This is a genomic window from Kribbella sp. NPDC059898 (assembly GCF_042730855.1).
Taxonomy (GTDB): domain Bacteria; phylum Actinomycetota; class Actinomycetes; order Propionibacteriales; family Kribbellaceae; genus Kribbella.
Map to the genome: position 1 here is coordinate 282,159 of NZ_JBHWKR010000008.1, position 12,875 is coordinate 295,033.

Consider the following 12,875-nt stretch of genomic DNA (forward strand, 5'->3'; position numbering starts at 1 on the left):
CCCGGCGGGCCGGTGTCCCCTACCCCTCGCCAGGCGCAGGGGGTGGCCGCGCAGTACTCCGCTCCGCAGAACCAGACCCCGCCGCCGAACGGTGGCGTGATGGCACCTCCCCGGCGCCCTGGCGGACGGACGCCGGACGGCGCCCCGCCGGAGCCTGGACCACGTCCGCCCGAACGTTTGAAACAGCGTTCCCCGCACGGCGCGCACGCCGCACCCGGCGCCCCGGCCCGCGACGTCCTGACACCCGGACAGACCCCGTGGTCGACCGAGCCCGAGTCGTCGTTCTCCACCTGGGCACGGCGGTTCTTCCGCGGCCTCGTGGTCGTCGTACTGCTGCTGGCCGCGATCAGCGGGATCCGCTCCTGGATCGCCCCGAACCGGACGCCCCAGACGGTGGTCAGCGGGCAGAGCAGCTTCCCGGCCGACGAGGCTCGTGCGGTCGCGACCCGGTACTCCGTGGCCTACCTGACCTGGGACGAGAACAACCCCGACGCCCGCCCGGCCCAGGTCGGCCTCGACCTCGCGTCCGGGCTGGACGCCCGGGCCGGCTGGAACGGTCGCGGCAAGCAGACCGCCGACGTCGCGTACCCGGGCCAGGTCAGCGCCGACCAGAACGGCATCACCGCGGTCGTCGACGTCCGCGTCCGGGTGCACACGTTCAACCGGCAGGGCAGCAACGCGTTCAGCGCCGGACCGGTCGTCTGGTACCGGCTGTCGGTGCCGGTCGCGCTGACGTCCGCCCGGGTGGTGGTCAGCGCGCCGCCGACGTTCGTACCGGACGAGCGCGCGCCGCTGCCGGCCAACATGCCCGGCGCCGGCGCCCCCGACGACGACCTGACCTCGGCCACCGAGAAGGACGCCGAGGCCTTCTTCGCGGCGTACGCCGAGTCGGACAACAAGGTGTCCGCGGTGACCGCGCCCGGCTCGACCATCCGCAGCCTGAACGGCGCGGTGAAGTTCGGTGAACTCAAGGACTGGCAGGTGTACGCCGGCAACGACGACGAGCGGCAGGCGACCGCCGCCGTCACCTGGAACGGCGTGGGCGATACCACGCTGGACCAGACGTACACGCTCACGCTGAGGCGTACTGTCGCCACGGACGGAGCACAGCGATGGCAAGTGGCTGCCGTCGGATGAATCCAGCGACTGGCCATCGGATGACCGAGGCAACAAGGGAGACACCGCAATGACGACCCACGAACTGGCTGCGAGCGTGGTGCAGCTTGCCGTGCCCATGGCCGGCAACCCCAATGTCCCGACCGGTGCGGACTTCAAGGACTGGGTCCTGGTCATCGCGGGGAACATCTTCATCGCGATCCTGGTGCTGCGAGCGATCGGCCACTACTTCAAGCGCGAGTGGGGCGAGCTGTTCGGCCACATCGCGGCCGGGATCCTGGTCGGCGGCCTGATCTATGCCAACAACCAGACCATCAATGTCCTGAAGGGCTTCTGGGGATTGCTCTCCGGGGGTAATTGATGCGCGTCGGCCGTACCCTCACCCACCACTTCGAGATCGAGACCCGGCAGTACGACCTGCTCGGGATCGACCTCGGCGAAGGCGCGCGCCGCCGGATGATCATCTTCGGCGCCGTGGTCATCGTGCTCTGGGTGGCGCTGCTGTTCCCGTTCATCGGCGTACCGCAGAAGCCCACCGTCAGTCTGTATGTCGTCCCGCCGTTCGTGATCACCGCGTTCGGCTGGCGGCCGGGGAAGTTCCACGAACGCCGCCGCCGGGTCACCGAGTGGGCGCTGGCCGTCCGGTACGCCTTGCGTGCGCACCGGCCGATCATCGGCCTCGGTGCCCGGGCCGCCGACAAGTCGGAGTACCTGCCCTGGCGGGAGCGGATGTCGACCCGTAAGGTCGCCGACTTGGCGAAGGCCAGGGTCACGCCCGAATGGGAGCGCGAGGTGGCGGTGGAGGTCGATCCGATGGTCCGCGCGGGCGCGGACATCACCGTCAACCAGCGGGCCCGCCTGCTGGGATCCGAACACGTACAACGGGTGAGTCGCAGGACGTCGTCAGGAAGAGGCCTGGATGAAGATCGCTGACAAGCTCCTGAACCTGGTGGGGGTCGGTCGCGAGCGGGGGCTGCCGCCGCCACGCCTGGTCGCCATCGCCGACGGCCTGCTGGTCACCGAGCGCAGCGCCGAGGCGTGGTTCCTGATCTCGGTGGCGAATACCGACCTGGCCACCGAGGCCGAGCAGGACGCCGCCCTGGACGCCGCGATCAGTGCCGCCGCGACGATCCTCGGTGACCGGCTCAGCCACCTGAAGGTGGTCTGGGGCCGCTCGACCGGCCAGGACTACATCGACTCGGTGGCCGGCCACTACCGGCTCGGCGACCACGAGGCGTGGGCGCAGACCCGGGCCGACCGGATCGACGAGATGCGGATGCCGGAGCGGTACGTCGCGCTCGGCGTCCACCTGTCCGACCGCGACCCCCGGGCGACCGCCCAGGTCCGCGGTTCGATCAGCGACGCTCTCGGGACGACGTCGTGGCGGGTGAGCGCGCGCGAGCTCGCGCACCTGGACGAGCGGGTGCGCAAGCTCGCTCGTCAGCTCGGCTCGACCGTCTGGCGCGCGCACACCGCGCCGGCGGAGGTGATCTCGTGGCTGATCAGCCGGGAGATGCACCGCGGTGCGGTCGCGGCGCCCCGGCGCGGCCTGATCACCGGCGCCTCGCTGGCCCGGCTGACGTCCGGCCGGGTGGTGCCGTACACCGACCACCTGCGGATCTACGACACCCGCGGCCAGATCGCGGCGTACACGACCGTCCTGGCGATGACCGACTTCCCGGAGGAGCTCGAGACGCCGGGGCCGGGGGAGTGGCTGCGGACGCTGTCCGAGATCAAGGCGATCGACGACGACGGCGACGAGCTCGACGTCACGGTCGAGGCCTCGGTGCGGTTCCGCGTACTGAGCAAGAAGACCGCGCGGAACCTGGTCGACGAGACGCGCAAGAGCGCGAAGGAACAGCGCCGCTCGGCCGCGAAGGGTACGGCGGAGGAGACCGCTGACGAGATCGTCGAGACCGAGCGGGTGATGCGTGAGGTCAAGCGCGACATCAGCCGCAGCGGCCTCACCCTGGTCGAGGACCACCCGCGGCTGCTGGTCAGCGCGGACACCCGCGAGGACCTCGAGGCCTACGTCGACGCCGTCATCGCGCACTACGCGGACCGCGGCATCACGGTCGCCGTCGGCGCCGACGAGCAGCGCGACCTGTGGCTCGAGTCGCTGCCCGGCGACCAGCTGCGGGTGCCGGACCTCGGGCACGTCCGCGAGTCGACCGCGTTCTTCGGGTCCTGGTTCTGGGGCGGCGCGTCGATCGGCGACGCGACCGGCCCGGCGATCGGGTACCTGACCGGCTCCACGCCCGGCCTGGTCCGCTTCGACGCGGCCGCCGGTTCGGCGCTCGGTGACGCGACCACCACGCTGTTCCTCGGCCGATCGGGCCGCGGTAAGACGACGGCCGCGATGCTCGGCGGCCTCGACTCGGCGTTCGCCGGTGCCTGGGTGCCGCTGCTCGACCTGAAGGGCGACGCCGCGGGCGTGTCCGCGGTCGCCGCGGAGTACGGCGTACCGACCGCCCTCATCGAGATCACCGCCCAGTTCTCCGGCGCCGCGGACCTGCTCCGCGTCCTGCCGGTCGACGACGCGCTGCTGCAGGCACCGTCCCAGCTGATGCTGCTGCTCCCGCCGCACCTGCGGGGCGCCGCCGAGGCCCCGGTCGTCGCCGCCACCCGCGCCGAGATCCAGTCACCGGACCCGTCCTCCTGGGGCGTCATCCAGCGGCTGTGCAACTCCTCCGAAGAGACCGTTCGGACCGTCGGGTTCGCCTTGCGCGACCTGGTCGAGACCGGCCTCGGTTCGGTCGTCGCCGGCCCGCCGTCCGGCCTGTCCTCCTTGACCACGAACCCAGGCCTCTGGGTGGTCCAGATGCCGGGCCTCACCCTGCCGTCCCCCGAGTCGGCCCCCGAGTCCTGGTCCCCGATCGAACGCGTCGGCATGGCCTGCCTGCGCGGCTGCCTCGCCTGGATGATCCGCACCACCGGCCGACGCGAGTTCCGCGGCCGCTCGAAGGTTGTCATCGTCCCCGAGGTCCATCTGCTGACGAAGACCCCCGACGGCGCGTCCTTCCTCGACTACATCGCCCGCGTCGGCCGTGCCCTCGGCGCGTCCCTCGTCCTGGACACCCAGGACCCGGCCTCGATCCTGAAACTCCCGGGCCTGGTCGAGCAGATCACCACCCTGTTCGCCTTCAGCCTCCGCTCCCGCGAACAGGTCGACTCGCTGCTGGAGCTCCTGGGCCGCCCCCAGACCGCCCCGTACCAAACGCTCGTCCGAGGCATCAACACCGCCGCCAACGGCAAATCCATCCGCCACGGCCACTGCATCATGCGCGACCGCTGGGACGAAGTAGCCACCGTCCAGATCGACATCCCCAGCCAGCAGGTAGCCACCCTCCTCCGCACCACCCCCGAATCCGAACACGACACAGACACCACCCCACCCCCCACCCCGATCGAGGACCCGGACCCGTTCGCCGACGACGAGGCCTTCCCCGACGAGCACGAGAAGCCTCTGGAACCAGCAGCCACCGCCCAGCCCGACCCCCGCAGCCCGCTCGCCCAGCCCGAGCATCCGGTCGTACAGCCCGGGCGCCCGGCCGTACAGCCCGAGCCTCCGGTCGTACAGCCCCGGCCTCCGGTCGTACCTGAGGCTCCGGCCGCGTCCGCACCGCCTGCGCGCCCCCAGCCGATCCCGGCACCGGCGCAGCAGCCCACCACTCCCGCGACCGAGCCAAGGCCCGCAAATGCGAACGGTGCAGTGCAAGACCGCCCCGCACAACCGGCCCCCCAGCCAGCGGCCACACCACCTATTGCCCCGGTAGCTCAACAGAACGGCCACCCACCGGCACCGGCAATCGACGAGCACCATCACCCCCTGCGCTACGAGTCACCGATCGGCCCCGACGAGGTCTACGACCAGGAGGCCGACGAGGCCGCCTACAACGAGGCCATGTACCCCGCCTACGACGACCCCCAGCCCACCCCGAACGGCACCGACCAACCCTCCAAAACCCCCAGCGGCAAGGAACACGTCGCATGAGGTGGCAACGCCGCCTCCGCACCGCGGCCACCGTCCTAGCCCTCTCCCTCATAATCACCTCCCAACTAGCCCTCGCCGCCGACCCGAACCAGGGTCCGACCAGCCCGACGGGATTCGGCGACCTGCTCCCGACCCCGGACCTGACCCACGGTGACACCCGCACGCTGTTCGAGCAGTACGGGCCGATGGAGTACGGGCTCGACTTCGAGCGCAGCATTCGGGACCCGATCGAGTCGATCTTCAACGGTTATGCGCACATGGTGATGATGTACATCGTCGCCATCACGCGCGGAGCGATCTCGGTCGGCTGGTGGTTGTTCTCGTTCACCGATGTGAAGCCGCTGACCGAGGCGACCTCTACGACTATTGGGGCCTCGAGCACCCAACTGGTCGGCTGGCTGTTGCCGTCTGCGTTGGCCTTCGGTGCGGTGGCTGCCTATACACAACGGCGAACAAGCGGCAGTGCGATGGGGCAGTTGGTGTGGGTGTTGGTGGCTGGTGTGCTCAGCATCAGCTTCGCCCTCGCTCCTGCGACCTGGCTACGTGGTGTCGACGGTGCACGCCAGTTGGGTGCTGACACCATCATGACGACGTCTGCGGATGCAATGGGGCCGACGATGCAGAACCCCATTCCGTGGCCCGAGCCGGGGTTCACAGGCAGTTCGCGCGACACCCTGTTGAGGAAGTCCGCCGACGCGAGTTGGCGAGGCTTCGCTGTCACCCCGTGGTGCATCGCTGAGTTCGGCTCGTTGGAAGCCTGCACGCGCTACGGCAAGGGCATGCTCGATGCCGGCACCGATACGGACGCGCGATCGAAGTACATCGACTCCGTGATCGTGAAGGCGGAGGGCGGCGACAACGCTCCGACCGTGAAGTGGGTGAAGGGCAACAATGCGTTCGGACGCATCGCCGTCGTCATGCTCGCGGCCATCGCGGCGACCCTGTTCGCGTTCTTGAACGTATCGTTGGCCTTCACGGCCTTGATGGCATTCGTCGGCTGCCTGCTCTTGCTCGTCGTAGGTGTTTTCTTCGCCTGTCTCTGGACCGTTCCTGGCCGACCGAGACAATGGGGAATCAACTGGTTCGAGGCGTTGGTCGGGCTTGTTATCCAGTCGTTCTTGGCGATGCTCGTCTTCGGTACCGCTCTGACCTTGGTAACGGCGGTGTTCAGCCTTACTGGTGTGCTTGGTTGGCTGCCGGTGTCGGGTCTTGCGATCGCGGTTCTGATTGCCGGCTTCCGGCTGCGCAGATTGCTGGACAACCTCACGTCGATGATGCGGCCCGGGTCGGGAAGTATCCTCCTGGGGGGTCTTGCCAGGCGCGGTGCCATGGGCGCCTTCAAGCGAGTGGTTGGTTCGCTCGCGAGTCGTGGGGTCGCGCCGTCCATGACAGAACGGCGGGGCGGCCGGCTCAGCGGGGATACGACGACTCCTCAACATGTACCGTCGATGCGGGTGTACCGACAGGCGCCGGCGCATACGGCGTTGGGCCGGAGCGCAGTCGGCTCGTCGCCGTACGAGCTTGCCGCTGGACCAGGCAGCAGGCGAACTGACGGTTCCGGCAACATTCCTGGCGGACAGCCCGGTGGCAGCCCCGGCGGCGCATCGACTGCTGCAGGTACTGGTGGCAGTCGAGTTGCCCCGAATGGACGGCCCTCGCAGTCAGCGCTCAACTTTGCGCGTTCTCGCGAGCAGTCGAAGGATTCTGACAGGCGTCGTACGATTTCCGTCACGAGTGCGGGAGTCGCGGCGCCCGCGCCGGCCGGTTCGCGGGGGGCGGCCGATGCGCCGAAGGCTCGGCATTCGCGGCGGCCGATTCCGGTGCCCACCAACGACGTTCGGTACGAGCCCCGTGCGCACACGCATTCGGCGAGTTTGCGGGAAGGGCCGCCGAAGGGGCAGCGGACGCGGCGGAAGCCGGTGCCTTCGCCGGCGCGGCGGTATCGCGACTACTCGACCGTCACCAAGGACGGCGTGACGGTACACGTCCCGACGCGCAGGTGATGCCGGATGGCCCGGAAATCTCGTTCGCCGTACGACCGCCGCGAGGGTGGCGGTCAGTCGCGCCATCGCGCACCTGAGCCGCAGGACACTGACGACGACCGCCGCGAGGGTCGCAGCCGCCCGGACGCACCGGACGGCTGGCGGTCGTTGATGAGCAACGACTACGACTACCCCGACGAGATGGACGACCTGAATGGTCGCGAGCGACGTCGTGCCAAGAAGAACTGGCGCCGCGACGACCACGTGCAACGCATGGCATGGCTGCGCAACCAGCGCCGGGCCGAGCCGACCAGCCCGGTCGCGATCGTGGTACTGGTCGTCATCGTCGCGATCATCATCCTCGGTGTCGGCGGTGGACTGCCGCGCCTGTTCGGCGGCAAGAGCAAGGACGACGGCGCGCCGATCAGCCTGCTCACACCCGGCCAGTCGGTGGTGCTTCCGACCGCACCGGCGACCCAGTCGAACCAGCCGGGCGAGCCGACGACCTCGGCGCTCACCACACCACCGCCCCTGAGCCAGCGGCCGTCATCCGAGGACACAGCCCTCGCGACCGACGTGACCGGTACCTGGGCCAGAGCCTTCTACACGCGCGACCCCAGCGCCGAAACGTACGCGGCGCTGGTCGACAAGTGCTCGAAGTACATGACGGAAGAGGTCGCGTCGAGCTTCACCGCGGCGGGCGATCCGACGTACGACGCACTCAAGGCCGACGGCGGGAAGTCCACGGTGCTGGCGGCCCCGGTGACGACTCCGCCGGCCAACGCCGAGGCACCGGTCGACACCCCCAGCCGGATCACACGCTTCGTCAAGGTCACCATCGACGTCACCGGTAAGCACGCTCAGCGGTTCGACGTCCCCCTGCTCGTGACGCTGACCAACCAGAACAACCAATGGGTGATTAGCGACGTGTCTGGTGGTACCGGACCATGACGGCAGGGGACTGGGATGTTCGACGAGGGTGATCTCGGTCGCGGGTTCCTCTCGGTCGCGCGTCGAGGGTGGTTCGCCAAGGGCGCGGCGGCGCTCGCGGTGATCGGCGTGGCGAGCCTGCTGATGCTCGCGCCGTTCGGCGGCGGTACGACGACCCAGGCCGCCTGCCCACCCGGCGTACCCGGCCAAGGCACCGACCCGAACCCGACCGGTCCCCTGCGTACGACTCAGGTCGGCTTCGCGAAGCTGATTGACAGCGTCGCGATACAGCGGGGTCTACCGGGCAAGGCGACCTTGATCGCGTTGATGACCGCGCTGGTGGAGTCGGACCTCCAGAACCTTCTCTACGGCGACAGAGACTCGTACGGGCTCTTTCAGCAGCGGGTCAGCGCCGGTTGGGGGTCGTTCCAGCAGCTCACGAACCCGGACTACGCGATCAAAGCGTTCTTCGGAGGATCCGACGGACCAAGCCCGCCCGGCCTGGTAGATATCAACGGATGGCCGTCGATGGCGCTCGGTGATGCAGCCCAGGCGGTTCAGGTGTCCGCCTTTCCCGAGCGGTACGCGCAGCGTGAGCAAGAGGCTCGTGCCATCGCCGCCTCCGCTGGTATTGATTTGACGAGGGCGGGCAACCCGTACGCAGGGCGCTCTGGCGCACCGACGGGCGGCTCGGTCGTGGACGGCGTACAGGACAGCAACAGTTGCGATCAGTCCGGCGGCGACCTGAACAGCGGCAAGCCGGTCAACGGCGTCTGGCCGGAACAGAAGGCGACCGTCACGGACCCAACGGGCACCGGTGGCCTGGTCACCCCGCGTACGGCGGCGTGGGTCGCGGAGGCACGCAAGAACCTCGGCACCCTGAGCATGAGCTGCTGGGACGCGCACGTCTGGAACCCCACCAGCGACCACCCCCGCGGCAAGGCCTGCGACGTCATGGTCGGCGCGGACGCCAGAAAGTCAGCCCCCGCCCGCGCCCGCGGCGACCAGATAGCCAACTGGGCCATCAACACCGCCGGCCAGACCGGCGTCCACTACGTCATCTGGTACGGCAAGATCTGGTCCGCCCGCCGCGGCACCTGGATCCCCTACAACGGCGGCGGCGTCTACAACCCCACCGACGCCACCGGCGGCCACTTCGACCACGTCCACGTGTCACTGTGGTAACCACCCCCCGCCCAACCCACAGGAGGCACGACCGATGACCGTCCCCGGCGATCCCAACGATCGGAACGGTGCCTGGGACGAACGTGACTGGACGCAGGGCCGTGCGTACGGCGACCCACGTGGGCCTGGTGACCAGGCATTGCCGCCGTATCCGCCGAGGACAGAACTCCCAGGTGGTAGCGGCCCCGGTCCGGGCGGACGTGCCCGACGGGTCGAGGTGTCGACCGCCGCGATGCTGCTCTCCGCAGTCCCTTGGTTCTTCTGGAGCTTCGCGGTTGTGTCCTGGATCGTGGGCCTGCTCGGCTTCGGCTGGGGTTGGATGCTCGTCGTTGCCTGGCTGGTCTCCGGGGTCGTCGTGTTCCTGAGGCCGGTGGAGGAATTCCTGGCCCGCTATCTGTTCCGCCTGCGGCTCCCCACCCTCGTGGAGGAGCAGCGCATACAGCCGATCTGGCGCAATGTCACTACTCGCGTGGGGATCCCGGACAAGCGCTACACGGTGTGGATCCAGGAATCCGACGAACCGAACGCGACGCCGACGCCGGGACGTACGGTGGGCCTGACCCGATGGGCGCTGTACACGCTTCCGCCGTCCCACCTCGAGGGCGTTCTGGCCCATGAACTCGCTCACCATCTCGGGGGGCGGGACTGGCTCAGCCTGCTCAGCTTCTGGTACTCGATTCCCGCGCGATGCGCTCTGATCGCGGTACGTGCACTGGGCAGGTGGATGAGGGCGGTCCCCGCCGTCGGATGCGTCGTCATCGGGTTCATCCTGATCGGATACATCGGCGTCCTGATCGCCATCCTGACCTTCGACGACAGCCTGGCGCTGCCGATTCTCTACCTGACCCCTCTGGTCGCGCCGCCGATTCTCGCCTGGCTCAACCGCCGCGAGGTTCATCAGGCGGACCGCCGGGCCGCAGCCATGGGCTACGGCCCAACAATCATCCAGGTGCTGTACGGCTGGCAGATGCAGCACCAGCAGATGCTCGGCCGCGACACCAACCGCCGCTCGCAGTTCATGTCGAGCTCACCGTCGCCGGCAGAACGAGTACGCGCTCTGGAAACGCTCGCGAGCTGAGCGCGGATCAGCCATCGCTTGGCACGTGGCAGGTTTTCCCTTGCCGCCGCGAAATCGGTCGCTGATTTCCTTCCCAGCGGGCGTCGCGCCGTTCTAGGGTTCGACGGATTGTAGTGGATGGGTTACGGAACATGAGTGTGGGAGGGAACCTGTGTTCAAGCGTCGTAAGGGGCTGGCGGTTGTTGTTGCTGGGGTGGCCAGTGTGTCGTTGGGGTTGTCGTTCAGTAGTGCTGCGGGGGCGGCGCCGGTGGCGGGTGCTGAGGGGTTGACGTTGGTTAGGACGAAGACGTCGTTGTTGGGGAAGCATTACTGGTATCAGCAGACGTTCAAGGGGTTGCCGGTTGTCGGGGGGTATTACGCGAAGCATGTTGGTAAGGGCGGGGCGGTTGAGGTTGCGGATGGGCGGGAGGTGGTGCCGGCGGGGCTTGATGTGAGTACGACGGTTGCGCCGGCGGCCGCTACGCAGACTGCGAATGCGGCGGTGACTGCGCGGGCTCAGCGGGCGCGGATCGCGCGGCCGGGGAAGGGTGTGTTGGTGCAGCCGACCGCTACGAGTGGGGCTGCTCAACTGGCGGTGGTGGGTGGGCCGGATGCCCGGGTGGTGTGGAATGTGACGAGTCGGTCGGCCGAGGGGGTTACGCGGTCGCTGGTGGATGCGAAGTCCGGCGAGGTTGTCGAGTCGAAGGTGATCAGTGACAACATCGACGGGCGGGGGTCGGTGTTCGATCCGAACCCGGTGGTGAGTGAGCAGAACGAGAAGCTCACGGATATGAACGACAAGAACCAGGACGCGCTGTTCCTTGCGCAGAAGAACGTGATTCTGCGGAATCTGGACGGGTCCGGGAAGCTCAACGGGACGTACGTCAACATCAAGGAAGCCAAGGGTGGGCTCGCGCAGAGCAAGAGCAACACGTTCGTGTACCAGCGCGCGAACGACAAGTTCGAGCAGGTGATGGTGTATTACCACATCAACCAGACGCAGGAGTACATCCAGAAGCTCGGGTTCACCGACGTCAACAACGAGTCGCAGGACTTCAGCGTCGACACGTACGCGGGCGACAATTCGTTCTACGACCCGTCGACCGACATGATCACGACCGGTGAGGGCGGTGTCGACGACGCCGAGGACGCCGAGGTGATCTGGCACGAGTACGGGCACGCGATCCAGGACGACGTCGTACCGGGTTTCGGGGAGTCGGAGCAGGCGGGGGCGATCGGTGAGGGGTTCGGCGACTACTGGGCCGTGACGAACTCGGTCCCGGTGAGCAAGGGCTTCAACCTGCCGTGCGTGATGGACTGGGACGCGACGTCGTACACGACCGACGAGCCGCACTGCCTGCGTCGTACGGACGGGACCAAGACGACCGACGACATCGACGGTGAGGTCCACGACGACGGCGAGATCTGGTCGCGGGCGCTGTGGGACATCCAGCAGTCGCTCGGTCGGGCGAAGGCGGACAAGCTGATCCTCGAGGCGACGTTCTTCTACGACCCGGACACCTCGTTCGCGGGTGCGGCGCAGGACACCGTGCAGGCAGCCCGGCTGCTGTACGGCAAGGCCGCCGCGCAGACGGTGACCGACGCGTTCAAGGCACGCAAGATCCTCTGACGCCCAGCCAGGTCATGCGCCCACACCGTTACTGTGGGCGCATGACCTGGAGTACGGCGGACATTCCCGACCTCACGGGACGGCGGGCGCTGGTGACTGGCGCGACCAGCGGGATCGGGTACGAGACCGCGCTGGAACTGCTCCGGCACGGCGCCGACGTGATCGTTGCCGCGCGCAACCCGGAGAAGGCGGCGCGGGCGGCGGAGCGGCTGACGCAGCAGGGTGGCCGGGCGCCGACCGTGCTCGAGCTGGACCTGGCCGATCTGGCGAGTGTGCAGCGCGCCGCGGACGAGGTGCTGGCGAAGTACGACCGGCTGGAGCTGCTGATCAACAACGCCGGCGTGATGGCGCCGCCGTACCGGCAGACCGTCGACGGGTTCGAGCTGCAGCTGGGGACCAATCATCTCGGGCACTTCGCGCTGACCGGCCGGCTGATGCCGGTGCTGCTCAAGGGCAGCCGGGTGGTCACGGTCAGCTCGTTCATGCACAAGGGCGCTCGCGGCATCAGCGAGGCCGACCTGCGCCGGCCGGCGGACAGCTATCGGAAGTGGGACGCGTACTGCCGGTCGAAGCTCGCGAACCTGCTGTTCATGCTCGAGCTCGACCGTCGGGCGCGGGCGGCCGGTGCGGAGCTGCTGAGCGTCGGCGCGCATCCCGGGTACGCCTCGACGCACCTGCAGGCCGCCGGGCCGGAGCTCGCCGGTCGTGCGCTCCAGGCGCAGCTGTGGGGCCTCGCTACCCGGCTGGTCGCTCAGTCTGCCGCGGCGGGAGCATGGCCGAGCCTGTACGCCGCGACGTACGCGGATCTGCGTCCGGGATCGTTCGTCGGCCCCGCGTTCTTCGAGTACCGCGGTACGCCGAAGGTCGTGCTGCCGACGCGTACGGCGCAGGACCCGGAGCTGGCGCAGCGCCTCTGGGCGTGGTCGGTCGACGCGACCGGGGTGGATCCCGCACTCACCGTGCCGAGGTAGTGACAGAGCG

General features: G+C 68.7%; 10 protein-coding genes and 1 pseudogene. All 11 read left to right on the forward strand.

Features of this window, described 5'->3' with window-relative positions; genetic code table 11:
- Window positions 1-177: 177 nt before the first annotated feature.
- Window positions 178-1,137, forward strand: coding sequence for a conjugal transfer protein (locus tag ACFV9C_RS25705; protein WP_380197464.1), 960 nt, complete (start codon window positions 178-180; stop codon window positions 1,135-1,137).
- 49 nt (window positions 1,138-1,186) lie between these two features.
- On the forward strand, window positions 1,187-1,477 hold the full coding sequence (locus tag ACFV9C_RS25710; protein WP_344189722.1) for a hypothetical protein: 291 nt from the start codon (window positions 1,187-1,189) through the stop codon (window positions 1,475-1,477).
- Window positions 1,477-2,049 carry a hypothetical protein gene (locus ACFV9C_RS25715; RefSeq protein WP_380197466.1) on the forward strand — a complete coding sequence of 191 codons (573 nt, stop codon included), beginning with the start codon at window positions 1,477-1,479 and terminating at the stop codon, window positions 2,047-2,049. The genes ACFV9C_RS25710 and ACFV9C_RS25715 overlap by 1 nt, the downstream gene beginning before the upstream one ends.
- Entirely contained in the window at window positions 2,036-5,110 is a 3,075-nt protein-coding gene (locus ACFV9C_RS25720) for an ATP-binding protein (RefSeq protein ID WP_380197468.1), read from the forward strand. The genes ACFV9C_RS25715 and ACFV9C_RS25720 overlap by 14 nt, the downstream gene beginning before the upstream one ends.
- Entirely contained in the window at window positions 5,107-7,113 is a 2,007-nt protein-coding gene (locus ACFV9C_RS25725; RefSeq protein ID WP_380197471.1) for a hypothetical protein, read from the forward strand. Before ACFV9C_RS25720 ends, ACFV9C_RS25725 begins: the two co-directional genes overlap by 4 nt.
- 6 nt (window positions 7,114-7,119) lie before the next feature.
- On the forward strand, window positions 7,120-8,043 hold the full coding sequence (locus ACFV9C_RS25730) for a hypothetical protein (protein WP_380197472.1): 924 nt from the start codon (window positions 7,120-7,122) through the stop codon (window positions 8,041-8,043).
- Window positions 8,044-8,058: 15 nt separating this feature from the next.
- Window positions 8,059-9,207, forward strand: coding sequence for a hypothetical protein (locus ACFV9C_RS25735; protein ID WP_380197474.1), 1,149 nt, complete (start codon window positions 8,059-8,061; stop codon window positions 9,205-9,207).
- Between the two features lie 34 nt (window positions 9,208-9,241).
- Window positions 9,242-10,285, forward strand: coding sequence for a M48 family metalloprotease (locus tag ACFV9C_RS25740; protein WP_380197476.1), 1,044 nt, complete (start codon window positions 9,242-9,244; stop codon window positions 10,283-10,285).
- 247 nt (window positions 10,286-10,532) lie between these two features.
- Window positions 10,533-10,670: pseudogene (locus ACFV9C_RS25745) on the forward strand (hypothetical protein); the annotation flags it as partial.
- Between the two features lie 225 nt (window positions 10,671-10,895).
- Window positions 10,896-11,894, forward strand: a complete 999-nt coding sequence (locus tag ACFV9C_RS25750) for a M4 family metallopeptidase (protein WP_380197622.1) — start codon at window positions 10,896-10,898, stop codon at window positions 11,892-11,894.
- A gap of 41 nt (window positions 11,895-11,935) precedes the next feature.
- Window positions 11,936-12,865 (forward strand): oxidoreductase, encoded by a 930-nt coding sequence (locus ACFV9C_RS25755; RefSeq protein ID WP_380197478.1) that lies wholly within the window; start codon window positions 11,936-11,938, stop codon window positions 12,863-12,865.
- The last annotated feature ends 10 nt before the right edge of the window (window positions 12,866-12,875 follow it).